Here is a 23,672-nt window from a genome sequence, read left to right as displayed (position 1 = left end):
CCTGATTTCGGTGACGGCCGATGCTTCACACCGCCTTGTCGCTGAACGCGGCGGGAAGCGTGGTGAGGAACGACATGACGCGCTGTGTGCGCAGGGGCGGGCGGCGGCCCGAGGTGCGCAGCATCCATAGGGGTTCGCCAGGCGCGCGCCAGGGCGCAAGCACTTCGACCAGTCGGCCGGTGCGAAGGCCTTCGTTGACGAGCCACGCTGGCCCCCAGCCGATCCCAAACCCATTCGCGATCAAAGCGAGCGAAGCGTGCGCGTCGTCGCAAATGTGCTTGGGCTTGGGCGTGACGCGAATGGGTCCTTTGCCGCGCGGGTCGGCGAAGCGCCAGGTCAGGATCTGACCGTTCGCGGGATTGCGGAAGCCGACGTGGTCGTGCGCGGAAAGCCCGTACGGAGTCGCCGGCGCGCCGCGCGCCTTCAGATAGGCAGGCGAGGCGCAAGCGATCCAGGAGAACGTACAAAGCCGCCGCGCCTGATGGCCGGGCGCGCGGTCGAGGGGCCCCGAGCGGATCGCGATGTCGACGCCTTCCGCCGCGAGATCGAGAATCTCGTTGCGGAATTTGACCTCGATTTCGATTTCCGGCCGTTCCCGCAGGAACGCAGGCAGTCGCGGCAGGATGCAGGCGCGCGCGAACGAGGCGGGGGCGGTCACGCGCACCCGTCCGCCGTCGTCGCGCGCGACTTCGCCGAGCGCGGATTGGACACGGGCGAGACTTTCGACCAGCGCGCGTCCCGCCGTCATCAGCCTGTCGCCCTCTTCGGTCAGCGCCAGCGAATGGGTGGAGCGATGCAAAAGCCGCAAGCCGTGAGCCTTTTCGAAGCGGGCGACCGCCTTGGACATCGCCGAGGTGGTCGTCCCCGCCCGCCGCGCGGCTTCGGCGAAGGAGCCCGCCTCGACCACGCGGACGAAGGCGAGGAGACGCGAGAGATCGGGAGGCAAAGTCGTTGTGGACATGCAGTCCACATAGTCATGGCTAGACGGTCACTACAAGAGCTGTTCCCGAACGGCTAGACGGGGGGCGTCAGCGCGCATTCAGCGGCGCTGGAAACGCGGGAAGTCCGATGAACCCCATCGAAATCACTATGCAAGCCCTTGACGCCGCCGAGCGGGCGATTCCAGTCGGCCAGCCGGTCTACATGCTCAATCTGCTGCGCTACCGCACGCAGGCCCGTTACGAGGACGGATTCGAAGCCGCGCCCTGCTCAGGCCGCGAAGCCTTCGATGAACGCTACAGGCCGGCATTTCGGCGTCTGGCGGCCGGTAAGCCACTCGTGCGGGTGTTTTCCGTCCCGGTCCTGGCGAACATCGTCGGCTCGCCAGGCGAACGTTGGGACGAAGCGGCGATCAATGAATACGGCGATTTCGCCACGTTCCGCGCGATCGTCGAAACCGAGGAGTACCGTCGCGAAGTCGCCCCGCATCGCCACGCGGCGCTCGAGGATTTCCGGCTGTTCGCGCTCGCCAAGGCGATGTGAAGCATTGAGGCTACGGCCTCCGCTTTCGCCTTAAGGGAGCTGCTGACGCTCTTGTAGTTGAAGCATTTGCCTCTCCTGTGAGGGGCGGGACAGTCTTGGAAGACGAGGATAAATAGGCCGCCCACGTCGACCACGCGCCCGAGTTAACTGGACGGCTTGTTCTTGTCCCTCTGAGCCGGGGTCGCGTGGAGCTTATTCCAGAAGTGGCTTAGGACGGCGTTGATGGCCCTGTCGCTCTTATTTGACCATTTCCTTCGGAAGTCGACCATCCTCTTCACGCCAATGCGCGCTCGACGCATCATGTCGGCGCTCGCAGGCCAGGTGATCGCAGCCACGCGTTGATATGCAAGCCTGTTTCGGCCTGCCGGGCTTTGCGGATTGCATGTTCCCGCTCGATGCCGGGTGGAAGCAATTTAGCTTTCTCACGGAGGCGCAGAGCCTCTGCAGTAAGGCGTTCTTCAAGGGATGTGGCTTGTTTGATGCGCACCTGCATGGGTTAGCTCCTTTCTAGAGGGAATGGAGGCGGGAGCGCGTGATGGCGTTCTCATCACCGAAGAATTGCCGAGGGCCGTGCGGTGATCAGTGCAATCTGTCATGTGCGATGCCAGACATATGGTCAATTCTGATCACCCTCGAAAAGTTAATGAGAACGAGATTATGACAGTTCGTCGCTTTCGGGTCTTGGCCGTGTAAAAACGTGCTAACAGGGTCGTCAGTCTGAAGGCAAAACTAGGCCGGCCTCAGGCCGCGAGCGCGGCGATCAGCGGCCTAATCCCGAGGATATTCATTGCTCGGGTCAGATTGTAGGCCAGAACCGAGAGCGCCATCTCGGAGGCTACCCTTGGCAGAGTTTTGGTCAGGAAGTGCGTCGCTCCCATGCGTGCCTTCATCGTGCCGAACGGATGCTCGACGGTCTCGCGACGAAGGCGCATGGCGAGCGGGTTCGCATCGAGCCGCTGCTGCACGGCGTCGAGTAGATCCTCGTGCTCCCATCGCGTGATCCGGCGCTCTGACCCGGGCGTGCACTGGGGTTTGATCGAACAATTCTTACAGGCGTTGGTCCAGTAGCGCCGCAGCATCTTGTCGGCTTCTTCGTTTGTATAGCGATACGGCAATCGCTCCCCGGCCGGACAACGATAGGCGTCTTCCTCAGGCAAATAGACGAAGTCCTGCTTACCGAAGCGTCCGTCCGACTTGGCGCCCGAAGTCATCGGCTTGGGTAGAGTTACCGTGATGCCGGCCTCGTGGCAGGCGAGGATCTCCGGGCTGCTGAAGTAGCCGCGATCGGCAACGGCCTCGAGCGTCTCAGTCTTCAGAACAGCCTTCGCCTGCATGGTCATATTGGCAAGTTGTGCCCGATCTGAGCCGCTGTTCGTCACCTCATGCGCGATGATCAGGTGATGGTCGGTATCGACGGCGACTTGGACATTGTAGCCGACAACGCCGGATCCGCGGCCACTGGTTGCCATCGAACGGCTGTCCGGATCGGTCAGGGAGATTTGCTGATCCGGGGGAGTGTCAGAAGTTTTGTGTAAGAGCGTCTCTGTGAGGGGTTTGCGGGGTCAGCGGACTGACCCCATGGGGTCAGTCCGCTGAGCCTGCAAAGCGCTCGCCGAACTGGATGGCAAACTGGCCCATTGCGGCCGTCCATGCAACCGGTCGTCGCCAATGGATGCCGGCATTTCTGATGGCGAGGTAAAGCAGCTTCATCGCCGCCTCGTCGTTGGGGAAGCTGCCGCGTGTTTTGATGATCTTGCGCAGCGAACGGTTCAGCGCCTCGACCGCGTTGGTGGTATAGATCATTTTGCGTATCTCCGGCGCGAAGGCGAAGAACGGAATGACGTGCTCCCACGCCCGGCGCCAGGCCGCCCCGATCGCGGGATAGCGCTTGCCCCACTCGGCTTCGAAGTCCTCGAGCCTGAGCAGAGCGGCGTCGGCATTCTCGGCATGATAGATCGCCTTGATCGAGGGAAGGATCGCCTTGCGATCCTTCCAGGACACGAAGGATAGGCTGTTGCGGATCAAATGCACGATGCAGGTCTGGACCATCGCCTTGGGAAAGACGCTGTTGATCGCCTCGGGAAAGCCCTTCAGACCGTCGACGACGGCGATCAGGATGTCGGCGACGCCGCGGTTCCTCAGATCGTTCATGACCTTGAGCCAGAATTTGGCGCCTTCGGTTTGCTCGATCCAAAGCCCGAGCACGTCTTTCTCGCCCGATGCAGTGATGCCCAGCACGACGTAGACTGCCTTGTTCTTGACCATCCCCTCATCGCGAATCTTGACCCTGAGCGCGTCGAAGAAGACCACCGGATAGATCGCTTCCAGCGGCCGGCTCTGCCATTCGCGGACCTCGTCGAGAATCGCGTCGGTGACCTTGCTGATCAGATCGGGGGACACCTCGGTGCCGTAGAGCTCGGCCAGATGGCCCTGGATCTCCCGTACCGTCATGCCCCGCCCGTAGAGACTGATGATCTTCTCGTCGAAGCCGTCGAAGCGGGTCTGGCCCTTCGCGACGATCACCGGTTCGAACGTGCCGGCGCGGTCGCGCGGCACCTCGATCTCGATCTCGCCGTCGTCCGTCAACAGCGCTTTGCTGCTTGTGCCGTTGCGGCTGTTGCCCGACCCGCGGCCCGCCGGGTCGCCCTTCTCATAGCCAAGGTGGTGGGTCAGCTCCGCACCCAGTGCGCGCTCCAGAAGCGCCTTCTTCAGTCGTCTGAAAAGCCCGTCTTCGCCGGCTAAGTCTTCTGGCTTGAGGCTGCCCCCGGCAAGAAGCTGGTCCAAAATCTCAGGTGAAAAATCCGTAGCCATGTGAGTCTCCTGTCAAAGGTAAACTCACAGAAACCATCTTACACCGAGTTACTGACACCCTCCCTCGCGCTTACGCAAATGTTGGACAAAAGAGGTCGCGTCGTAGGCCTTGTCCGCGCCCAGCGTCATGCGACGCTTTTGCTTCCTCCTCCTGCCTTTCCGACGATCGACCATGGTCAGCGCCGCTTCTCGTTCCGCCGTCCCCGTCGCGTGTGTCAGCATCGCATCGACTGCAAGCCCGTTGCGGTTCTCCATCAGAACATGCCCCATGAAGCACAGCCGGCTCTCACGGCCAGCCGCCTTGCGATAGAGCCGGGCGTCGGGATCAGTGGTTGAGCTATGGGTCTCATTCGAACGCTTTTCCTGATGGAAGTTTCGCTCGCCGTTGCGGCCCGACGCCGGAGGCTCGCCAGAGCCATCCTTCGGTCGGAAGCTCTTCATCGACGCCCAGGCATCGATCAGTGTCCCGTCGACCGAGAAGTGCTCGCTCGACAGTAGCTTCTTCACCTGTGGCAAGGCCAGCAGCGCCCCCAGGAACTCGCGCGCCACCTCCGCCTCCAAAAGCCGATCGCGATTGTGGGTGAACACCGTCGCATGCCAAACCTCCGCGTCCATCGGCAGCCCCACGAACCAGCGGAACAACAGGTTGTAGCTGATAGAGCTGGCCCCGGTTGTTTGGACAGCGCCCCGCTGGATTTAAGTGGATTCCTGCCGGGTTATGCTGAACGCGGGGCTTTACGGTTTTGTCGTTGCGTCGGGAGGGCGTAGCCCGACCAGAGCGACGACAAAACCGTCGGCGACGGTCATGCGGCCATCACCATAGCTTGCGTGCCGAAGTAAGCCTCGTCGGGCGTGCGCCCGTCAAGGCTCGAGTGAGGGCGTCCCTGATTGTAGAAGGCCAGATACTTGGCAATTGACGCTCGCGCCTCGGACACGCTGTCGTAGGCGCGGAGATATACTTCTTCGTATTTGACCGTGCGCCAGAGCCGCTCGACAAACACGTTGTCGCGCCAGGCGCCCTTGCCGTCCATGCTGATGGCGATCTTCGCGTCCAGCAGCACATCGGTGAACTCGAGGCTGGTGAACTGGCTGCCCTGATCCGTGTTGAAAATCTCGGGCCTGCCGTGCTTCGCCAACGCCTCCTGGACCGCTTCGACGCAGAAGGCCGCCTCCATTGTGATCGAGACGCGATGGGCCAGGACCCGTCGGCTGAACACATCGACGACCGCCGCGAGATAGACGAAGCCACGCCGCATCGGAATGTAGGTGATGTCCATTGCCCACGCATGGTCGGGCCGCTCGATCTTCAATCCGCGCAACAGGTACGGGTAGATCTTGTGACCCGGAGCCGGCTTGCTCGTGTTCGGGCGACGATAGACCGCCTCGATCCCCATGCGCTTCATCAGCGTCGCGATGTGGCGGCGACCGGCGTATACGCCCTCCCGCCGCAGCAACGATCGCAGCATACGCGCTCCCGCGAAGGGATAATCGAGATGCAGCTCATCGAGCCGACGCATCAAGGCAAGGTCCTCGGCCGAAACTGGCCGAGGTTCATAGTAGACCGTGCTGCGAGCCAGCTTCAGGACCTTCGCCTGGCGCACGATAGAAAGATCATGATCGCGGTCGATCATCGCTTTGCGCTCAGCAGGCCCGCCTTGGTGAGCGCGCCGGACACAAAATCGTTTTCCAACGCCAGCTCGCCGATCTTGGCATGTAACGCCTTCAAATCGACCGGCGTCTCGGCCGATGTCTTGTCATGCCCAAACACGCCGGCGGCGCCTTCCAGGAGCTGGTTTTTCCAGATCGTGATCTGGTTCGGATGAACATCAAACAGTTGCGCCAGCTCCGCCAGTGTCTTGTCGCCTTTGACCGCAGCCAAAGCAACCTTCGCCTTGAATGCCGGAGAATGCGTCCGGCGGCTCTTCTTCGTCATCTTCGCTCCTGATTCGCAGCAAGAATCCTCGCCGCTGTCAGGCAGAAAATCCACTCAAGCTACTGTCCGAATTTGCGGGGCCAGCTCTGATCTGCTCCACCAACATTCGCTCAGAGCGCACCGAGAAGAAGGCTTGCAACAGCGTCGCCCGCAGCAGCATCTCTGGCGCAATCGAGGGGCGCCCCGTCGAGGAATAAAGCCTATCAAAACGCTTGTTCAGCGAACCCAGCGCCTCATCCGCCAATCCCCGGATCGCCCGCAATGGGTGATCCGCCGGAATCCGCCCCTCAAGCCGAACATATGCGAACAAACCTTCCGACTGGTCGTCCCGTCCTCGCATGCAAATCTCCCCGTGCCTTCACTTCCACGGAATCACAGGTCATTATCGCCGTCGAGAACAGTTTTGCAGCAGCCTGTTAGTGCTCACTTGGCGGCGGGGAACACGTGCAACTCAACCGCGCCGACACGCGATCGGAATTTTCTTGATGTTCGATTTGTCCTAGAATGTATGCTAGCGAATAATTGAAGGCGGAAAGTATGGCCAAGGCAACGAAGAAGCGGCCCTTCGACGTCCAGGTGTTCCTCCACACCGTGTCCGGGGGGAGGACCGTTTCGAAGTATCAGAAGAATCGGAAGGTCTTTTCTCAGGGAGACCCCGGTGATGCGGTCTTCTACATACAGGAAGGCAAGGTCAAGGTTTGCGTCGTCTCCGAGCAGGGCAAGGAGGCGGTAGTCGCCCTCCACGGAAATGGGGACTTCTTTGGTGAGAGCTGCCTGAATGGGCATCCGCTGCGGGTGGCGACGGTCGTGACGGTGACGGAATGCGTCATCATGCGGCTCGAAAAGACGGCTATCATGCGTGTGCTCCGCGACGAGCCGAAGTTTTCTGAGATGTTCATGGCTCACCTGTTGTCTAGGAACGCCCGAGTCGAGGAAGACTTGGTCGACCAGCTGTTCAATTCCAGCGAGAAACGTTTGGCGAGGGTCCTCCTCCTAATGGCGAACTTCGGCAAGGAAAGTAAGCCCGAGCCGGTCATAGCGAGGATAAGCCAGGAGACACTCGCGGAGATGGTCGGGACCACGAGGTCGCGGGTCAGCATGTTTATGAACAAGTTCCGCAAGCTTGGGTTCATCAAATATAACGGATCACTGGAGGTCCATAATTCTCTGCTGAACGTGGTGTTGCACGACAGTCCTCACCTCAGGAAGCGTGCCGAAAAGCAGAAATAGGCTAAACCCGCCGACGTTGTCTCTCTGGCTAGCCCGTCTTATTCGTAAGAGTGCGCCTGAGGGCTGGCGAGCGTGGTGTAAAGCGCTGATGCGGCGTAGGATTCGGTTGCGAAGCCACCCCATCACCTTCAACCGCGAACGCCACGCCCGCCATGACCGACGATACGATTCCGCCCTTCTCGTTTCCAGCCGTTCACGCCAAGAAAGTCACAGCTGCCTTCGATGGCGGTCGCCTGACCTCGAACGGGGGCGTGATGCTTCTGGCGATGGCCGAGCGGCGTCTCGGCTTGGCCGACAATCTGGCCCGGGTGTTCCCGGATCGGCGCGATCCGACGCGGGTCTTGCACAGCCTTGTCGATATGTTCCGCGCGCGCATGTTCGCGATCTGCTGCGGCTACGAGGACGCCGACGACCTCGATCATCTGCGGTCCGATCCCGCATTCAAGCTGGCCTGCGGACGGCTGCCGGACACGGGCCGCGATCTGTGTTCCCAACCGACGCTGTCGCGGCTGGAGAATGCTCCGCGCCTGCGCGACGTGATCCGACTGACCTACATTTTGGTCGACGCATGGATGGATAGCTACCCGCGCGAGCCGGCATCCGTCACGCTCGACATCGATGATACCTGCGATGTCGTCCACGGCCATCAGCAGCTCTCGCTGTTCAACGCTCATTATGACGAACGCTGCTTCCTGCCGATCCACGTCTACGACACGGAGAAGAGCCGTCCCGTGGCGGTCGTGCTGAGGCCCGGCAAGACGCCGGGCGGCGTCGAGGTGCGTGCCCTTCTGCGCCGCCTGGTACGGCATATCCGCACGCGGTGGCACAACACGCGAATTACGTTCCGTGGCGACGGGCACTATGCCCGGCCGGAGGCCATGGCGTGGTGCGAGACCAACGGCATCGACTACATCTTCGGTCTGTCCGGCACCAAGCCTCTCGCCAGAAAAGTCGACGAGGTCGCCGACGACATCCGCACCCGACGCGCCATCGAGAACCTGCCGGTTCTGCGTGGCTATACCGAGACGCGCCACAAGGCAAAGTCCTGGGATCGCGAACGGCGCACCGTCGCCCGTATTGAGGCGACGATGCTCGGCCTCGACATCCGTTTCGTCGTCACCAGCCTCGATGTCGGCTCGGCCGAGTGGATCTACGACAGCCTGTATTGCGCGCGCGGCCAAGCCGAGAATCTGATCAAGCTGCATAAGACGCAGCTCGCCTCCGACCGCACCAGCTGCCGTTCGGCGCTCACCAACCAGGTCCGTCTCGTGCTCCATACGGCCGCTTATTGGCTGATGCTGACCGTGCGCGACGCCATTCCCAAAGTCCGGGAATTGGCCGCTGCCGAGTTCGCGACGCTGCGTCTTCGGCTCTTGAAAATCGCCGCCCGTGTCGTCGAGACCACGAGCCGCATTCGCCTTGCGTTTGCCGCGGCATGTCCCGAAGCCGACCTGATCTGCGGCTTGCCCGGCGCGCTGCTGCCGCTCGGTCCTTGACCGGCGGGGCGTCCGCCCCCGTTCGCCCAACCCATCCCTCAAGCGCGTTGCAAAGTACCGGTCGTCAGGCGGCGAAAAGCCGAAGGCAATCCTGTGCGCCTCGTCAGACAAGATGTGCGGCCGCATCAATCGGGCCCAAAAGCCGCACTCTCACGAATAGGACGGGCTAGCTGCAGCACCAGCGTGGGGACCATCCGATGCTTCCATCTATAGCCGCTTGTGAATCTGGTAGCCCCACGACCGCTTCAGGTCCACGAGCACACGTGCAAGCGGCTCGCTCGAGAGCGCCCATAGTCCGCCAAGGGCTGTTATCGGACTCTGGTGCTTTGCCGACGCGGATAGGCTGTTCAACGCCGAGTCAGTTCTGGGTGCTTCTTTTCGATGAATGCGCTCGCTGCTCGGACGAAACCAAGCACGATATTTTCATCCAGATCTGATCACGCTTTAACGTCATCCCCGAAGCGGCGCGCCAGCGCCGCCAGCACCACGAAGGTGGCAACCCACACCATCCGCGCGCCGTAGCGGTCGTGGGGCCCCGAGATCACGCCGCAGATGAAGGCGTTGCCGAGCAAGGCCAGCGTCACCGTCGCGGCCAGCAGGGTCAGGTCGTCCAGCCGGCGGCTCGCGAGCGCATGGGCGAGCAGCGCGACCAGCCCCAGCATCGAGGCCAGCGCGACGGGGACATGCAGCCAGTTGACGTAAACGAAATCGATGTCCCAGTGCTGCTGCCGCGCCGCCCGCATCGGCGCGACTTGCGCGGGGATGTAGCGCTCGATGATGCCGTAGGTGTGCGGGATCCAGCCATTGGTGCCTTCGCCGGTCGCCACATGCAGCAATTGCTGTCCCATCGCGCGCAACGCCGCGCCGGCTTGCCAGGCCGGATAGTCCTTCAGCGACTGCACGACGATGTAGCCCATCTCCTCGTTCATGCCATCGAAGCGGCCGAGCGTGTTGAACATGCTCTTGCCCCACAGGAACTCGTCGGCGGTCGCCGGCAGCTCGTTGCGATAGGGGCAGAGCTTGTAGCGTTCGCGCGGGCAATGGTCGTTGAGATAGGGCGCAACGATGCCATCCTGCAGCATGCGGCCGAAGGCGACGCCATAGCCGCCGGGCGTCCAGGCCAACTTGCCGGACAATGCATAATTCGCCGACACCAGCATCAGGCCGCCGGCAACGATGGTGAGGCTCGCCTGCGTCAATCCGGCGAGCGGAAGCCGGTTGCCCAGCAGCGGCCGTGCCATCCAGCCCGCGACGCAAAGTCCGAGCAGCACGCCGAGCGTCGCGCTGTGGGTCGCCGCCGCAAAGGCGGTGAAGGCGAACAGCGCGATCTTTTCGAGCCACGACGTGCGCTGTCCTCCGATGACCAGCAGGAACAGCGACAGCACCGAGAGTCCCGCAAAGATGTCGGTGAGCAGCAGGCTTGAAAGCCAGGGCAGGGCGGTCGACAGGATCAGGCAGAGGCTGATCGCCACGAAGCGGAAGGTCTGCATCATCGAGAGCACACGCAGGCAGAGCTGCAGCAGCCACAGCGTCGCGAGCGACTGGACGGCGAGGTTGATCCAGAAGCCAAAACTCTCGCCATAGTGCAAATAGAGGCCGAACACCGTGGAGCGGCTGGGGACGAGATAGCCCTCGTACCAGCGCGCCAGATAGCCGCCGGTATCCCATTGCAACAGCGGATAGCCGTTCCAGAACGCCGGCGCGATCATCAGGAGGGGCAGGGCCGCCGCCGCGAGCCGAAGCCAAAACGTATCAGCGGCGCGCGCGCGCAATTGATCGGTGGTGATGGTCAAATCGGTTCCGTGCCCCTCGTTCGGACCTCGCCTGCAATAGCGGCTCGGAGAGAATTCACCAATAGTTTGATGCCGCCCCGCTTGAATTTGGCAGAACTCTGACCACTTTGAGCCGGCCTTGCCGCTCGGGGGCGTCAGAAAAAATGCTTGTGTTTCAAAGCCTTGGCGTACCCCCGCGGGGCAAGGTGCTGTTCACTTTCAGGCAAGCCCGTCAGGACTTTGTCGCCTAGACTGTGCTATACAGCCGGTAAGAGAGGCCAATTCGAGAGAGCAAATCGCATGGCAGTGCATCAGGTCAATCCGGGAGGAAAGCTCGCATCGCTCGATCCGATCTGGGACCGGATCCGGGGCGAGGCGGAGGACATCGTCCACCGCGAGCCCGAGCTTGCGACCTTCATCTATTCGACGGTGCTGCACCACAGCCGCCTCGAAGACTCCGTGGTCCATCGCGTCGCGGACCGGCTCGATCACTCCGCGCTGTCGGGCGATCTGGTGCGCCAGACCTTTGACGAGGCGCTGCGCGACGATCCCGATCTCGGCAACGCCTTCCGCGCCGATCTCGTCGCCGTCTACGATCGCGATCCCGCGACCTCGCGCTTCATCGATCCCTTGCTCTACTTCAAGGGCTTCCACGCCATCCAGACCCATCGCCTCGCGCACTGGCTCTATCTGAAGGGCCGCAAGGACTTTGCGTATTATCTGCAGAGCCGCGCTTCCGCGGTGTTCCAGACCGACATCAATCCCGCCGCGCGCATCGGCCGCGGCATCTTCCTCGACCACGCCACCGGTTTCGTCTGCGGCGAGACCGCGGTGATCGAGGACGACGTCTCGATCCTGCACGGCGTCACGCTCGGTGGCACCGGCAAGGAGAACGAGGACCGTCATCCGAAGATCCGTCACGGTGTCCTGATCGGCGCCGGCGCGAAGATCCTGGGCAACATCGAGATCGGCCACTGCGCCCGCATCGCTGCCGGCTCGGTGGTGGTCAAGCCGGTGCCGCACAACGTCACGGTCGCAGGCGTGCCCGCCAAGATCGTCGGCGAAGCCGGCTGCGCCGAGCCGTCGCGCACCATGGATCAGATGATCAACGCCATGGGGCTTTGAGACGGGCTTTGATGTTGTGAAGGGCCGGATTCTCCGGCCCTTGTCGTCCCCAAATTCTTTGGCAATTCATGCTGGCGGTTCGTCGCGTCTCGTCCTAAAACCCCGCCACGTTAGATTTCGATTGGAGACTTGCCGTGGACGTCAAGGAAGTAAGGAAGCTCGACGCGTATCTGAAGCGCGTATTCGGCAATCCCAAGATCCGCGTCGTGCCGCGGCCGAAGAAGGACGATTCCGCCGAAGTCTATATCGGCGAGGAGTTCATCGGCGTCCTCTTCGTCGACGACGAGGACGATGATCGCTCGTTCCAGTTCCAGATGGCGATCCTCGAGGACGATCTCGTCGATCAGGAGTAGAGCGGGCGCCCTGCGGCGCCTCGGAGTCACGCATCCATCGCGGCGAGCATGTCGGGAATGCTGACAAACTTCTCCCGGGGCTTGCCGAGCGCGGCTCCCCTGTGCCTCTCGGCCGCGTCGATCGTGCGCCAATCCAAATAGCTCACGATGCGTGCGACGCGGCCGGTCAGGCGCGCAAGCAGTGCGTCAGGCGTATCCGAGCGCGGCCGTCGATGGGTGATATCCGCCAGGACAGCCTCTGCGGTCGCAATCCCGCAGCCGCGATTGGTGCCGATCGTGCCGTTCGGCCCACGCTTGCTCCATCCGCAGACATAGAGGCCCTCGATCACCGAACCATCGACCGCGACACGTCCGTCGACGTTCGCATGCACGCCGCGATGCGCGTCATAGGGAACCCCAGCCACCGGCGTGGTCTTCCGGCCGACGCTGCTGAGCGAGAGGCCGCATGCGATGTCCTCGACAGCGCCCGATTCCTGCTTGAACGCGATGGCCTCCAGGCGGTCTCGTCCTCGGAGCGCGACGGGTGACAGACCAAATCGAAAAACGCAGCGCCGCGGCTTCGTCACGGCGGCCTGCGAGAACGCGCGCAGCAACGACAATTTTTCGGTCAGCTCCGGATCGTCGGGAGATCGCGGCTCGAATTCATCGAAGCTGACGTTGCCCATGTCGACGCATGTGTCGCATGTGCCGAGTTCGAGAAAGTCGCGCAATTCCTTTGCGGTGAACCTGGCCTGCGCCGGTCCGCCGCGGCCGACGACGTGGATTTCGCGGATCCGGCTCTCTGCCAGCACCTCGAGCGCGTGGCGCGCGATGTCTGTCCGGCGCAGCTCGTCCGCGGTCTTGGCGAGGATGCGCGCCACGTCGAGAGCGACGTTGCCATGGCCGATGACGATCGCGGTCTCATGATGAAGATCGAACCGCAGATCCGCAAACTGTGGATGCCCATTGTACCACGCGACAAAATCGCCCGCCGTGTGGCTGCCCGGGAGCGCTTCGCCGGGGATATCGAGCGCCCGGCTCAGTTCGGCGCCTGTCGCGAGCACGACGGCGTCATAGGCCTCGCGCAGCTCGTCGATCGTGAGGTCGTCTCCGATCGTGACGCCGCCGATGAAGCGAAACCCGGGCATGGCGGCGATCCGGTCGAAGGCCGTTGTGACCTGCTTGAGCTTCGGATGGTCGGGGGCCACGCCGAACCGCACCAGCCCGTACGGCACGGGGAGCCGTTCGAACATGTCGACAGTCACTGGTACGCCCGAGCGCAACAGGGCCTCGGTGGTGTAGAAGCCGCTCGGTCCGCTACCGACGACGGCGATGCGATTTTCGTTTGCGGCGGACCCCGTCATCGGCCCAGCGCCTGCCTGCGTTCATCGGCTCCTGGCAGGGCCGGCAGGCGCGCACTGATGATGGGAGTCTCGGCCGCGCGCTTGCGGTTGACGTCGATCCAGTACTTCTTGTCCGCGGCGAGGCGATAGTCGGGCTCGATCGCGCCGACCGGGCAAGCCGGCGCGCAGCCACCGCAATCGATGCAGTTCTCCGGATCGATGTAGGTCATGGTGTCGTCGACGTGGAAACACTCCACGGGACAGACGGTCACGCATTCGGTGTATCGGCAGCCGCGGCAATTGTCGGTGACCACATATGTCATCGTCAGGCCCCGCTGACCTGAACGAGGATGTCCGAGAATGTCGGGGCACGGCCGAGGTCGGCGAAGGCGGGAGGCGTCAGCACGTGAACCGTCGCGCCCCGGCGATTGGACCGCTGCCAGTAGCCGGACGGGGCCACCACCACACCTGGCATGACGTCGGCCGAAACGGTCGCGAAGGCCTCGAACGCGCCACGGTCGTTGAACACGCGAATGGGCGCGCCCGCGACGATGCCGCGCTGTGCCGCATCGTCCGGATTGAGGAGCACCGCCTGTTCCTCGCCCGCCTGCGCAGTCTGCGCCGGCAGGTTGCCGTAGTTCGAATTCAGGAAGGCGTGGCTCTTCGGCGAGATCAGGCTGAGCGGATAGCGCGTTGCGAGCATGGCGCGGTACGCGGGTTCTCGTTCGGCGGGATGTAGTGGGGCAGAGGATCGACCGGCGCGGCGTCCTGATCGCCGTTGTAGCCCTGGCGGAACAGCGGCACCACGAAGTTGCCGCCGGCGGCGATGGTCGAGCTGAATTCGCACTTGCCCGATGCGGTCGGAAAATTGCCCTCGCGGTGCGGCGCCCAGTCGGCCGGCGCGGGCATGTTGAGGCGCGCATAGCCCTTGGCCCTGACGTCATCGAGCGTGATGCCTGCGAGCACCGGGCTGCTCCAGTCGAGGGAGGCCCCGATGATCTCGTCGTCGCTCCGGAAGAAGGAGGGGGAAGAAGGAGGGGTCGGTGATGCCCATCGCGCGCGCGAGCCGGCGGAACAGCTCGGTGTTGGACACGGCCTCGCCGAGCGGCGCGATCGCCTGGTTGTTGTACGACAGATAAAGATGCCCCCAGGAGAACATGATGTCCTTCTGCTCGAGCTGCGTGGTCGCGGGCAGAACGATGTCGGCGTATTTGGCGGTGTCGGTCAGGAAGTGCTCGCTGACGACGGTGAAGAGATCCTCGCGTTCCAGTCCCTTTTCGAGCTTGCCCTGTTCGGTCACCATCGCCATCGGATTGGCGTTGTAGACGAACAGCGCCTTGATCGGCGGATCGAAGCCGAGTTCGCCCGTCAGCGCCGCTCCGAGGCGCCAGGAATTGAGCACGCGCATCTTCTCCGGCTGGAGATCGGGACGCATCAGTACGTCCCATCTGACCGGGAACGCCCAGATCGGGAGCTGGAGCAGCCCGCCGCCGACGTGCTTCCAGGCGCCGATCAGTCCCGGAAGACACGCGATTGCGCGCACGGTCTGACCGCCGCCGGCATGCCGCTCGACCGCGACGCCAATGCGCACGACGGCCGGAGGTGTCGTCGCATATTCCCGCGCCAGCTTGACGATGTCGTCGACGGGAATGCCGGTTTCCTGCGAGGCGAATTCGGGCGTGTAGCTGGACGCCCGTTCGGCCAGCTCGTCATAGCCCACGGTGTATTTGTCGACATAGTCGCGATCGACCAGATTCTCCTTGATGATGACGTGGATCATCGCGAGCGCCAGCGCGGCGTCGGTGCCGGGACGGATCGGAATATGCCAGTCGGCAAGGCGTGCGGTGCGGGTGCGGACGGGGTCGATCACCACGAGCTTGGCACCGGCCTTTTTCGCCTGCTCGATGAACGGCCAGTGATGCGAGTTCGTGCTCAGCGTGTTGCAGGCCCACAGGATGATGTATTTCGAGTGCACGAAGCTTTCGGGATCGACGCCGGGCGTGTGCCCGATCGTCATCATGTACGCGGTGCAAGAGCCGGAATCGCAGAAGGTGCGCTCCAGAACCGTCGCGCCGAGCTTGTTGAAGAGGGGATCGCCGACGTTCAGCCCATTGATGATGCCCTGCGTGCCCAGATAGCTGTAGGGCAGGATCGCCTGCGCGCCGTGCTCGGCAATGACGGATGTCCAGCGCGAGGCGATGGTCGCGAGCGCTTCCTCCCAGGAGATCCGCTGGAACTGCCTGGTGCCCTTCGGTCCGACGCGTTTGAGCGGATACAGGACGCGCTTGTCGCTGTAGACGCGCTCCTCATAGTTGTTGACCTTGACGCAAAGCCGTCCGCGCGTGAACGGATGATCGGGATTGCCGCGGACGGCGACTGCCTTGCCGTCCTCGACCGTGGTCAGAATCGAGCAGGTGTCCGGGCAATCGTGGGGGCATGCGCCGATGACCGTGGTCCTTGCCATGGATCTCTCCGCTTCCTGATTTGAGGCAATCCGAAGGATGCGGTCGCCGGGCCCGGCCTGGCTTCTCAAAATGTGCGGTGTTGTTGTCCCAGCCTGCTCTCGGCCGGTGGACGCCCGGGCCGGTCTCTGGCATGCTAATTGCTGGACCCGGCACTACCTTTACCCGCACATCGCGTTATCTGACGGAGAGACACGATGGGTATGCTCGGCAATTCTGTCGATAAATATGTTACCGGCAGAATGCTTCAGACATCCAACGAGCGGCGATGGTCGCACCTGCTCGCGGAGCGGTGGAGCCATGATCCGGGCGATCTGCCGCCGCAATTGCCGCGCGACACCGAGATCGCGATCCTGCTGCGCGGCAACTCGGTCGTCGACCGGGAAGGTGCAGGCATGCGGCAGCGCACTTTCGGCAGAAGGGGCACCGTGTGGCTGTGTCCGGCCGGCATCCGCGAGGATTTCATCCGCGTCGAGAACCAGATGCAGGAGTGCCTGCATATCTTTCTTCCCGGACACCCGTTCGACGACACCATGCTTCGGGATCTCGACATCGACCCGTCCGGAATGTCGATCCGCTACGAGAGCGTCGACCACGACATCTTCATCGAGCACGTCGCGGACCGGATCCTCGGCGAGCTCGAACATGAGACATCGACCGGCCGCCTCCTGGTCGAGAGCCTGGGGCGGGCCCTGTCGGCTCATCTGGTGCACAGCTATGCGGCGACGTCAGTCCGGCTGAAGCAACCCCATGCTGTCCAGAAACCGCTCGACGCCAGGCGGCTGTCGCGCGTCACGGAGTTCATCGCGGCGTCCGTCGATCGCGATTTCACGGTGAAGGAACTGGCGTCGGTGGCGTGCATGAGCCCGGCGCATTTCTCCCGCAGCTTCAAGGCGGCGACAGGTAGCGCGCCGCATGAATATGTCAGCCGTCAGCGCCTCGATCTGGCCAAACGGCTCTTGTCCACCAGCGATCGACCGCTGGTCGACATCGCCTATGCCGCGGGATTTTCATCGCAGCCCAATTTCAACCGCGCCTTCCGCAAGGCGGTCGGAACGACGCCAAGCCTGTACCGGGCACAGAAGGTTCGGGACTGAGGCCTCCGTCAGGGGAGGGCGGATCTCGCGGCCGCAAGAGCTATGTCTTGTCGAGAATGCGGAGCTGCGCGGCCGCCTCCGCGACCGTCACCCCATGCCCGACGGGTCAAAGTTGACTTCGAAAAATACGAATAAGCGCAGCGGCTTGGCTACTGTGCATGGGGTTGTTTCGATGTTTTTGTTCAGGGAGGCTTCGATCTTGCTGCGGGCGAGCGGCCGAGCTCAGCTGTGCGGCCCGCGCAATTGCGCCGTCAGCCTGTCCATCGCATTCGCCACGTCTTGCCACTGCGACAGCCAGCTCCGTGGAAAGCGGAAGGTGAGGTCGGCGCCGCCGATGCGGCGCTCGGACAGGCACATGCCCGGGGTGGCCGCATCCCGGGTGCAGCGCGCGGCCAGCGCGGGGTTTGCCGCGGAATAGAGATCCTCGCTGCCGTAAGGCGTGTCGGTGCGGAACATCCGCATCGTCAGCCCGTCCACGGGCATGGTCGCGGCCTGATCGAGATAGCGCGGATAGATCGTGGCCGTCCGCTGCTCGGGCGAGAGCGCATCGTGATGGGCCGCGATCGACAGGAAGATGCGATCGATCGATTGCACCGCCGCTTCCACCGTGTCGGCGGTGACGTGCTTCGGCGCGCCGGGCGGCTCTAGCGAGGGATAGAGGAAGTCGAGATCGATGCGCTCCTGCGGCCCCGAGTGCCGCTGGATCTTCATGCGGATCGCGGTCACCGGCAGGTTGAACAGCGTGCCGCCGATGCTCACCGGCAGCTTGTCCGGGGCGTTGGCGCCCCTGCTGCCCCAGGTCGGCCACAACAAATAGGCGACGAGCGCAACCGCGCATGCCGCGGCAGTGCCGGCGAGCACGATCGGGACGACATGCGCGCGGGTGCGCGTGCGGGGAGACCTGAGGGGAGCTGCCGAAAACACCGTCATGAATTGCGCAAGTCGAGCCGGAGGTCGGCCGGTGGCCGACGAATCAGCGGCGAATATGCCACGCGAGGGCTGTTTCGCGGAGCATTCCCGGCTGCGGGAGGCGGGGACGGCCCTGCGTGGACCGGCCGGCCGCGTTAACCTTCCCTTAAGGATAATGTAGCGTTAACCGGCACTCTTTGTCACAGGTAGGCTCCGGCGTTGCGTGAAGTGCGGACTGTTCCGATGACACCTGAAGCTCTCAATACCTTCTTCTCGATCTGCATCGGTTTCGCGCTCGCTGGCGCCCTCGTGAACGGCTACCAGGCGCTCGCGCAGCGGCCCGCCGGCTTCGGCCTGTTGCAGGATGGCGTGGCGCCGAAAACTTTCGCGGCGGTTCCGTTCCTGGTGTTCGCCGCGCCCTTCATCATCATGCGCAACACGCTGCGCGGCGTGCAGGTGGAAAGCCGCCGCGTGGAATTCGTGATGATGGCGACCGTCATCGCCGGCTTCTGGAGCATGATGAGCGGCACCTTCTTTCTGATGACGCTGCGCGCGGCCGGCATTCTGGTCTGACGCCGCGCTTTGAGCGGCCGGCCCTTTGCCTCCAGGCCGCCGTTTCGCTATGGCTGGGTCAACCCGACAGGAGACCTTGATGGCGATCTACGAGCTCGACGGGCAGGCGCCCGATCTTCCCGCCGACGGCGATTATTTCATCGCGGAGACCGCGACCGTGATCGGCCGCGTGCGCCTGAAGCCCGGTGCGAGCGTCTGGTTCGGCGCCGTGCTGCGCGGCGACAACGAGTGGATCGAGATCGGCGAGGGCGCCAACGTGCAGGACGGCTCGACCTGCCATACCGATCTCGGCTTTCCGCTTCACGTCGGCAGGAACTGCACGGTCGGCCACAATGTCATCCTGCATGGCTGCACCATCGAGGAGGGCGCCCTTGTCGGCATGGGCTCGATCGTGATGAACGGCGCCAGGGTCGGCCGCAACTGCATTGTCGGCGCCGGTTCCGTCATTCCCGAGGGCAAGGAATTTCCTGAACGTTCCCTGATCATCGGCTCGCCGGCACGCGTGGTCCGCACGCTCGACGACGCCCAGGTGCAGCGAATGGGAGGCGCGGCCAAGTTCTATGTCGCCAACGGCCCGCGCTTCAAGAAGGGCCTGAAGCGGATCGGTTGACGCATCGCGGTGCGGGGTGGAGTGGAGATCAGCCCCGCGGCTGCCCGCGAATGGGGCTCCAACGATGCAGACCGTGCATTGCGCGGCGAACGTGACAGCGTTGCGCCTGAGACGCCTGTACCGGAACCTGTCTTCACCGCGTCGGTTGACCGGTAAAGGAGGACTTCCGATGGCAAGCTCATCTGCAGGCGGTTCAATCAAGACTACGATCATGATCCTCGCACTCGCGGCCTTGCCCGCCTTATCGTTCGCGCAAACGACCGGCGGCTCAGCCGGATCGAGCGGCGGCTCAGTGGGATCGACGGGAGGCTCGGTAGGATCGACCGGAGGCATTGCCAATTCGCCAGTTCCGCCGCCCGGTACCAACAGCCTGAGTACGGCTCAGTCATCCGGCCCCGGCTCCGGAGTCACCACCGGCACCGGCGGAGGTGAGGCGGCTGATGCCGCCGTGAACGCCGAGAACAAGCAGCTCGACAGGAAGATCAAGAGCATCTGCCGCGGCTGCTGACGCTCGCGCGGAAGTGAGACAGCGTGGCTGTCACGAGTTCCCAACTGACGTTAGCTTGGTCCTGCTTTGAAGCGTGGAGTGTCTCCACGCGGAGGATCGAGTGATGTTTCGCAAGATGATCGTGACGGCGCTGACTGTGGCAGCGTTCGGACTATTGGCGCCGCAGGCGGCCGAGGCGCGCGGCGGCTTCGGACATGGTGGAGGCTTCCATGGCGGCGGCTTCCATGGCGGAGGCTGGGGGCATCGCCCCTGGCGTGGCGGCGGCTTCTGGCCAGGTGTCGCAATCGGTGCGGGTTTCGTCGGTGCCGGCTACTACGGCGGCTATTACGGTTACGGTTATCCCTACTACGGCGATCCCTACTATTACGGCCCGGGCTACAACGACGGTTACGGCGGCTGCTATGTCGCGCGGAAGCGTGTCATGACGCCGTCGGGATGGCGGTACCGTCGGGTCGACGTCTGCGAGTGAGACGGAAATAAGCTGTTAAAGAACAAGGCCGTTGACGCAGTATACCGTCAACGACCTTGCCAGCCCCGGATATTGAAATCGGCTCACGCCATCCGGTAGACGCCAACATCGCGCGGAATCCTACGGGCGAATGTGATCCAGTTCACAAGTGGCGAAAATAAAGTTCCCGCGGCTGTCGGCTCAGCCGCGCGACCGCTTGCGCGCGCTGGCCTGGACGCGGTGCCGCGCCGGTTTCCTGCGGGTAACCGACGGTGTGTCGACCTCGGTCGCCCGCGCACTGGCAAATGACTGCCGCAAGCCGTCGATGGATTCGTTCAAGGCCGTGACCTGCTCTGACAGACGCTTGGTATCGGCCTGTTGCGCGGCGAGCAGCCGCTTCATGGTCAGGAGCTGATCCTGCACCACCTGGAGTTGGTCGATCGATTCCTGCTGGGTCGCCTCCAGACCCTTGGTCTTCTCGACCAACTGCTCGGACGCCTGGGCCGCGCGGGCCTGGAGCTGCCGCGATGCAACCATGCGGTCGCTCTCAGGGGCGGCGCCGGTATAGGCACGCCAGATCGCGATTGAAGTCACGCCCGCGATCAGGAGCAAGAGGGCTGCAGCGGTCAGCGCAATGGGCTGGCCCCCAAGGCGAAGGAGAGAGGTGGACGGTGTGTCCCGGGCGAGATCGATCATCGCTGACAAAACCCAAATGGAAACTTGGTGAATGGCGAAGACCGGCAACCCAGAGGGCCACCGGGGCGTCCCGAAAGCCTTAGGTTTCGGCAAGGAATAGGACCAAAAAGAGGCTGGTTGGGATTAATGGGACGGGCGGGTGCAAAAAGAGGTTCAATAACACCTTTTTTGCCGCTTTTTCGCGAGATTCGCTCAATCCGGTCGCAGGCGTCCCCAAGGACGCGTTGCTGATCCGGTCGTCGGGGCTGCGCTCGTCAGTGATTCCGCATCAGAATCGGTAGGCGAGGCCGACCGCCGCGGTGCGGGCCGGGCACACTGACCCTGTGCTCATGCCGTCCATAGGTATCTGCTGCTGCGCCTACGGCCGAAACTGCGACAACAATCCATCATAGGGCTTCGATCGCGGCGCGGCATAGGGCCCGAGCCGGGAGGTCTTCAGCCCGAGCCGCACCAGCGATTCCGCCAGCGTCACCGCAGCAGTGACGCCGTCGACCACGGGCAGGCCGTGCGTGGCGGCGAGTTCGGTGGCGAGGTCGGCCATGCCGGCACAGCCGAGCACGATGGCTTCGGCGCGGTCGTCGCGGATCGCGGCAGTGATCTCCGCCGAAATTCTGCCGAGCGCATCGGTATTGCGCTCTTCCAGTGCCAGCACGGGCACTTCGGCCGCCCGGACGCCGACGCAGCGCGCGGCGAGGCCGTATTTTTTCAGATTGTGCTCGATCGGCACGATGGACACACCGAGCGTCGTCACCACGGCGAAGCGCGCGGCGATCAGGCTCGCCATGTGGAAGCCGGCTTCGCCGATGCCGATCACCGGCGCCTTTGCGGCGGCGCGCGCAGCGTCGAGGCCGGTGTCGTCGAAGCAGGCGATGATGTGTGCTTCCGCACCGTCGCGGTCGGCCTCGCGGATGCAGCCGAGCATGCCGGGGACCGCGAAGGCTTCGTCGTAGAATCCCTCGATCGAGACCGGGCCCATCGTCGGCTGACGTGCGTCGATCACCGTGCCGGGCAGGGCGACGCTGCGCGCCGCAGCGGCGATCTTCGCCGTCATCGACGCGGTGGTGTTGGGGTTGACGACGTGCAGCCGCATCGGATCAGACAAGTCCCTTGTCAGACGAGTCCCTTGCCGGCGTCCGAACCCTTGGCCGCCTGCCGCTTGTTGAGCACGTGGATGGTGCCGAGCGCAAGCGAGATCACGGTGCCGAGCGCATAGATGTCGGGGTTCGTCACGGTGGTGGTGAGGCCCTGCAGATCGAGCGGCAATGTATTCACCGCGCCGATGGCCTGGCTGGAGCGGGCGAGCTCGTCCCAGGACAGCGTGAAGCCGAACAGGCCGATGCCGATCACCGACGGCAGGATGATCGGCAGCACGACGTGACGGAAGGTCTGCCATGGTGTCGCGCCGAGATCGCGCGCGGCCTCCTCGAGGCGCGGGTCGAAGCGGTTGAAGATCGCGAACATGATGAGCAGCCCGAACGGCAGCGTCCAGGTCAGGTGCGCGCCGAGCCCGGAGGTGAGCAGGCCCATCGAGGTTTCGAAATTCTCGTTCCAATGCGCCTTGATCAGATCGTCGATGATGCGGAATTCGAGCGAGATGCCGAGCGAGGTGATGATCGAGGGCACGATCAGGCTCGCGATCGCCGAATAGAACAGGATGCTTTGCGCCTTGAATTTACGGCGGAACGCCATTCCTGCGGCGACCGACAGCACGACGGTGAGGACCATCACGACGAGGCCAAGCAGCAGCGAACGGCGGAAGGCCGCGCCGAGATCGACGATGCCGGTGCCTTGGAACAGTTTCGCGATCCAGAAGGTCGAGACGCCGTTCATCGGGAAGGTGAGGCCGCCCTGCGGCCCCTGGAACGACAGCACGTAGATCGCGATCATCGGGCCATAGAGGAACAGCACATAGGCCGCGAAGAAGATCGCGAGCACGTAGAAAGAGCGCGGGCGTCCTTCCGTCATGCTCTAGAGCTCCTTCTTGATGTCGACGATGCGCGACATCATGGTGATGATCAGGAAGGTGATGACGAGCAGGATCACCGCGTTCGCGGCGGCAGCCGGGAACTGCAGAGCATTCACCCGCGTCTCGATGATCTTGCCGGCGGCGGCGATCTGCTGGCCGCCCATCACGCCGATGGTGATGAAATCGCCCATCACGATGGTGATGACGAAGATCGAGCCGATCACGATGCCGGGCTTGGACAGCGGAATGATGACGTTGACGAGGGTCTGGAATCCGGTGGCGCCGGCGTCATAGGCCGCCTCGATCAGCGACTTGTCGATGCGCACCATGGAATTGAAGATCGGCACCACCATGAAGAAGGTGAAGAGGTGCACCAGCGCCAGCACGACGGAGAACTCGGAGAACAGCAGCCATTCGATCGGATGGTTGATCAGGCCCGTCTTCATCAGGCCTGAGTTCACCAGGCCGTTGCGCCCGAGCAGTGGAATCCAGGCGATCATGCGGATCACGTTGGAGGTCCAGAACGGGATCGTGCAGAGCAGCGACAATCCCATCTGCCAGGTCTTGGACCTGACGTGGAAGGCGAGGAAATAGGCGACCCAGAAGCCGATGAAGAGGGTGATGGCCCAGACCAGGAAGCACAGCTTCAGCGTCTTCAGGTAGGTCTTGCCGATGGTGCAGAGATCGGGGAGCTGCGCGATGCAGCCCTCGAAAGTGTCGGTGTAGCCGCGGCCAGAGAAAGCCGGCAGCAGCTGGTATTCATTGTAATCCCAGAAGGATACGATGACGACGAAGACGAGCGGAATGAGGAAGAAGGCGAGAAACACCAGCATCATCGGCCCGGCCTGGAGCCAGGAGATGAAGGACGGCGATGGGAGT

22 protein-coding genes and 4 pseudogenes are annotated in these 23,672 nt (G+C 63.3%); 10 read left to right on the top strand and 16 right to left on the bottom strand.

The window, feature by feature from the left end; genetic code table 11:
• Nucleotides 1-25: 25 nt before the first annotated feature.
• The gene (locus ABIF91_RS41480) at nt 26-961 is read right to left on the bottom strand and encodes a LysR substrate-binding domain-containing protein (RefSeq protein WP_424579774.1); all 936 of its coding nucleotides are present in this window, start codon (nt 959-961) and stop codon (nt 26-28) included.
• A 107-nt stretch (nt 962-1,068) separates the two neighbouring features.
• Between ABIF91_RS41480 and ABIF91_RS41475 the strand changes: the two genes are divergently transcribed.
• Nucleotides 1,069-1,482, top strand: a complete 414-nt coding sequence (locus ABIF91_RS41475; protein ID WP_028177305.1) for a hypothetical protein — start codon at nt 1,069-1,071, stop codon at nt 1,480-1,482.
• A 298-nt stretch (nt 1,483-1,780) separates the two neighbouring features.
• Here the strand turns inward: ABIF91_RS41475 and ABIF91_RS41470 are convergent, their stop codons facing one another.
• The 6 genes and pseudogenes from ABIF91_RS41470 to ABIF91_RS41445 form a co-directional block, all read right to left on the bottom strand.
• Complete coding sequence (locus ABIF91_RS41470; protein WP_081494984.1) at nt 1,781-1,975, bottom strand: hypothetical protein; 195 nt, start codon at nt 1,973-1,975, stop codon at nt 1,781-1,783.
• 247 nt (nt 1,976-2,222) lie between these two features.
• Nucleotides 2,223-2,993, bottom strand: a pseudogene (locus ABIF91_RS41465) (transposase); the annotation flags it as partial.
• A 73-nt stretch (nt 2,994-3,066) separates the two neighbouring features.
• Nucleotides 3,067-4,293, bottom strand: a complete 1,227-nt coding sequence (locus ABIF91_RS41460) for an IS256 family transposase (protein ID WP_038960272.1) — start codon at nt 4,291-4,293, stop codon at nt 3,067-3,069.
• 66 nt (nt 4,294-4,359) lie between these two features.
• Nucleotides 4,360-4,950, bottom strand: a pseudogene (locus tag ABIF91_RS41455) (IS5 family transposase); the annotation flags it as partial.
• Between the two features lie 146 nt (nt 4,951-5,096).
• Nucleotides 5,097-6,226, bottom strand: a protein-coding gene (locus ABIF91_RS41450; RefSeq protein ID WP_424578686.1) for an IS3-like element ISRj2 family transposase whose coding sequence is annotated in 2 segments (ribosomal slippage) — nt 5,097-5,968 and nt 5,968-6,226 — 1,131 coding nt in all. Because the reading frame shifts where the segments join, the coding sequence is not laid out codon by codon here.
• Nucleotides 6,227-6,314: 88 nt separating this feature from the next.
• Nucleotides 6,315-6,566 (bottom strand): annotated as a pseudogene (locus ABIF91_RS41445) (transposase); the annotation flags it as partial.
• Nucleotides 6,567-6,763: 197 nt separating this feature from the next.
• Between ABIF91_RS41445 and ABIF91_RS41440 the strand changes: the two are divergent.
• Nucleotides 6,764-7,456: a Crp/Fnr family transcriptional regulator gene (locus ABIF91_RS41440; RefSeq protein WP_424579773.1), complete on the top strand. Its 693-nt coding sequence runs from the start codon at nt 6,764-6,766 to the stop codon at nt 7,454-7,456.
• 152 nt (nt 7,457-7,608) lie between these two features.
• Nucleotides 7,609-8,952, top strand: coding sequence for an IS1380 family transposase (locus ABIF91_RS41435; protein ID WP_424579772.1), 1,344 nt, complete (start codon nt 7,609-7,611; stop codon nt 8,950-8,952).
• Between the two features lie 437 nt (nt 8,953-9,389).
• Here ABIF91_RS41435 and ABIF91_RS41430 read toward each other — a convergent pair whose 3' ends face one another.
• Nucleotides 9,390-10,745, bottom strand: a complete 1,356-nt coding sequence (locus tag ABIF91_RS41430; RefSeq protein WP_028180885.1) for a hypothetical protein — start codon at nt 10,743-10,745, stop codon at nt 9,390-9,392.
• Nucleotides 10,746-11,024: 279 nt separating this feature from the next.
• Between ABIF91_RS41430 and cysE the strand changes: the two genes are divergently transcribed.
• Nucleotides 11,025-11,849 carry a serine O-acetyltransferase gene (cysE, locus tag ABIF91_RS41425; RefSeq protein ID WP_028180886.1) on the top strand — a complete coding sequence of 275 codons (825 nt, stop codon included), beginning with the start codon at nt 11,025-11,027 and terminating at the stop codon, nt 11,847-11,849.
• A 134-nt stretch (nt 11,850-11,983) separates the two neighbouring features.
• Nucleotides 11,984-12,202: a DUF3126 family protein gene (locus tag ABIF91_RS41420; RefSeq protein ID WP_007602550.1), complete on the top strand. Its 219-nt coding sequence runs from the start codon at nt 11,984-11,986 to the stop codon at nt 12,200-12,202.
• A 26-nt stretch (nt 12,203-12,228) separates the two neighbouring features.
• On the opposite strand, the gene ABIF91_RS41415 is transcribed toward ABIF91_RS41420, so the two are convergent.
• From ABIF91_RS41415 to ABIF91_RS41405, 3 genes and pseudogenes are all read right to left on the bottom strand, one after another.
• Nucleotides 12,229-13,545: an FAD-dependent oxidoreductase gene (locus tag ABIF91_RS41415; protein WP_028180887.1), complete on the bottom strand. Its 1,317-nt coding sequence runs from the start codon at nt 13,543-13,545 to the stop codon at nt 12,229-12,231.
• Nucleotides 13,542-13,754: a ferredoxin family protein gene (locus ABIF91_RS41410; protein ID WP_244430964.1), complete on the bottom strand. Its 213-nt coding sequence runs from the start codon at nt 13,752-13,754 to the stop codon at nt 13,542-13,544. The genes ABIF91_RS41415 and ABIF91_RS41410 overlap by 4 nt, the downstream gene beginning before the upstream one ends.
• A gap of 95 nt (nt 13,755-13,849) precedes the next feature.
• Nucleotides 13,850-15,988, bottom strand: a pseudogene (locus tag ABIF91_RS41405) (molybdopterin-containing oxidoreductase family protein).
• 195 nt (nt 15,989-16,183) lie between these two features.
• Between ABIF91_RS41405 and ABIF91_RS41400 the strand changes: the two are divergent.
• Nucleotides 16,184-17,083 (top strand): helix-turn-helix domain-containing protein, encoded by a 900-nt coding sequence (locus ABIF91_RS41400; protein ID WP_424579771.1) that lies wholly within the window; start codon nt 16,184-16,186, stop codon nt 17,081-17,083.
• Nucleotides 17,084-17,305: 222 nt separating this feature from the next.
• Here the strand turns inward: ABIF91_RS41400 and ABIF91_RS41395 are convergent, their stop codons facing one another.
• Nucleotides 17,306-18,013: a hypothetical protein gene (locus ABIF91_RS41395; protein WP_028180890.1), complete on the bottom strand. Its 708-nt coding sequence runs from the start codon at nt 18,011-18,013 to the stop codon at nt 17,306-17,308.
• A 222-nt stretch (nt 18,014-18,235) separates the two neighbouring features.
• On the opposite strand from ABIF91_RS41395, the gene ABIF91_RS41390 reads away from it, so the two are divergent.
• The 4 genes from ABIF91_RS41390 (at nt 18,236) to ABIF91_RS41375 (ending at nt 20,152) form a co-directional block, all read left to right on the top strand.
• Nucleotides 18,236-18,565: a DUF6949 family protein gene (locus tag ABIF91_RS41390; protein WP_028180891.1), complete on the top strand. Its 330-nt coding sequence runs from the start codon at nt 18,236-18,238 to the stop codon at nt 18,563-18,565.
• A gap of 79 nt (nt 18,566-18,644) precedes the next feature.
• Nucleotides 18,645-19,175, top strand: coding sequence for a gamma carbonic anhydrase family protein (locus tag ABIF91_RS41385; RefSeq protein WP_028180892.1), 531 nt, complete (start codon nt 18,645-18,647; stop codon nt 19,173-19,175).
• A 169-nt stretch (nt 19,176-19,344) separates the two neighbouring features.
• Complete coding sequence (locus tag ABIF91_RS41380) at nt 19,345-19,683, top strand: hypothetical protein (protein ID WP_028180893.1); 339 nt, start codon at nt 19,345-19,347, stop codon at nt 19,681-19,683.
• Between the two features lie 103 nt (nt 19,684-19,786).
• Entirely contained in the window at nt 19,787-20,152 is a 366-nt protein-coding gene (locus ABIF91_RS41375; protein WP_028180894.1) for a hypothetical protein, read from the top strand.
• Between the two features lie 180 nt (nt 20,153-20,332).
• Here the strand turns inward: ABIF91_RS41375 and ABIF91_RS41370 are convergent, their stop codons facing one another.
• From ABIF91_RS41370 to ABIF91_RS41355, 4 genes are all read right to left on the bottom strand, one after another.
• Complete coding sequence (locus ABIF91_RS41370; RefSeq protein ID WP_028180895.1) at nt 20,333-20,827, bottom strand: hypothetical protein; 495 nt, start codon at nt 20,825-20,827, stop codon at nt 20,333-20,335.
• 358 nt (nt 20,828-21,185) lie between these two features.
• On the bottom strand, nt 21,186-21,917 hold the full coding sequence (locus ABIF91_RS41365; protein WP_028180896.1) for an aspartate/glutamate racemase family protein: 732 nt from the start codon (nt 21,915-21,917) through the stop codon (nt 21,186-21,188).
• A gap of 20 nt (nt 21,918-21,937) precedes the next feature.
• Nucleotides 21,938-22,792 (bottom strand): ABC transporter permease, encoded by an 855-nt coding sequence (locus ABIF91_RS41360; protein WP_028180897.1) that lies wholly within the window; start codon nt 22,790-22,792, stop codon nt 21,938-21,940.
• Nucleotides 22,793-22,795: 3 nt separating this feature from the next.
• Nucleotides 22,796-23,629, bottom strand: a complete 834-nt coding sequence (locus ABIF91_RS41355; RefSeq protein ID WP_245285506.1) for an ABC transporter permease — start codon at nt 23,627-23,629, stop codon at nt 22,796-22,798.
• Between the last annotated feature and the right edge of the window lie 43 nt (nt 23,630-23,672).

Origin of the sequence: Bradyrhizobium sp. USDA 241, from assembly GCF_049739505.1 — a bacterium.
In the GTDB taxonomy this organism is placed as follows: Bacteria; Pseudomonadota; Alphaproteobacteria; order Rhizobiales; family Xanthobacteraceae; genus Bradyrhizobium; species Bradyrhizobium liaoningense.
Note: the sequence above shows the minus strand (reverse complement) of the source record. Positions and strands in the feature narration are given on the sequence as shown.

Bases quoted from the DNA above. Each gene is read 5' to 3' on its own strand.
- ABIF91_RS41480 (WP_424579774.1), bottom strand. From the start codon at position 961: ATGTCCACAACGACTTTGCCTCCCGATCTCTCGCGTCTCCTCGCCTTC.
- ABIF91_RS41475 (WP_028177305.1), top strand. From the start codon at position 1,069: ATGAACCCCATCGAAATCACTATGCAAGCCCTTGACGCCGCCGAGCGG.
- ABIF91_RS41470 (WP_081494984.1), bottom strand. From the start codon at position 1,975: ATGCAGGTGCGCATCAAACAAGCCACATCCCTTGAAGAACGCCTTACT.
- ABIF91_RS41460 (WP_038960272.1), bottom strand. From the start codon at position 4,293: ATGGCTACGGATTTTTCACCTGAGATTTTGGACCAGCTTCTTGCCGGG.
- ABIF91_RS41440 (WP_424579773.1), top strand. From the start codon at position 6,764: ATGGCCAAGGCAACGAAGAAGCGGCCCTTCGACGTCCAGGTGTTCCTC.
- ABIF91_RS41435 (WP_424579772.1), top strand. From the start codon at position 7,609: ATGACCGACGATACGATTCCGCCCTTCTCGTTTCCAGCCGTTCACGCC.
- cysE (WP_028180886.1), top strand. From the start codon at position 11,025: ATGGCAGTGCATCAGGTCAATCCGGGAGGAAAGCTCGCATCGCTCGAT.
- ABIF91_RS41415 (WP_028180887.1), bottom strand. From the start codon at position 13,545: ATGACGGGGTCCGCCGCAAACGAAAATCGCATCGCCGTCGTCGGTAGC.
- ABIF91_RS41410 (WP_244430964.1), bottom strand. From the start codon at position 13,754: ATGACCTACATCGATCCGGAGAACTGCATCGATTGCGGTGGCTGCGCG.
- ABIF91_RS41400 (WP_424579771.1), top strand. From the start codon at position 16,184: ATGGGTATGCTCGGCAATTCTGTCGATAAATATGTTACCGGCAGAATG.
- ABIF91_RS41395 (WP_028180890.1), bottom strand. From the start codon at position 18,013: ATGACGGTGTTTTCGGCAGCTCCCCTCAGGTCTCCCCGCACGCGCACC.
- ABIF91_RS41390 (WP_028180891.1), top strand. From the start codon at position 18,236: ATGACACCTGAAGCTCTCAATACCTTCTTCTCGATCTGCATCGGTTTC.
- ABIF91_RS41385 (WP_028180892.1), top strand. From the start codon at position 18,645: ATGGCGATCTACGAGCTCGACGGGCAGGCGCCCGATCTTCCCGCCGAC.
- ABIF91_RS41380 (WP_028180893.1), top strand. From the start codon at position 19,345: ATGGCAAGCTCATCTGCAGGCGGTTCAATCAAGACTACGATCATGATC.
- ABIF91_RS41375 (WP_028180894.1), top strand. From the start codon at position 19,787: ATGTTTCGCAAGATGATCGTGACGGCGCTGACTGTGGCAGCGTTCGGA.
- ABIF91_RS41370 (WP_028180895.1), bottom strand. From the start codon at position 20,827: ATGATCGATCTCGCCCGGGACACACCGTCCACCTCTCTCCTTCGCCTT.
- ABIF91_RS41365 (WP_028180896.1), bottom strand. From the start codon at position 21,917: ATGCGGCTGCACGTCGTCAACCCCAACACCACCGCGTCGATGACGGCG.
- ABIF91_RS41360 (WP_028180897.1), bottom strand. From the start codon at position 22,792: ATGACGGAAGGACGCCCGCGCTCTTTCTACGTGCTCGCGATCTTCTTC.
- ABIF91_RS41355 (WP_245285506.1), bottom strand. From the start codon at position 23,629: ATGATGCTGGTGTTTCTCGCCTTCTTCCTCATTCCGCTCGTCTTCGTC.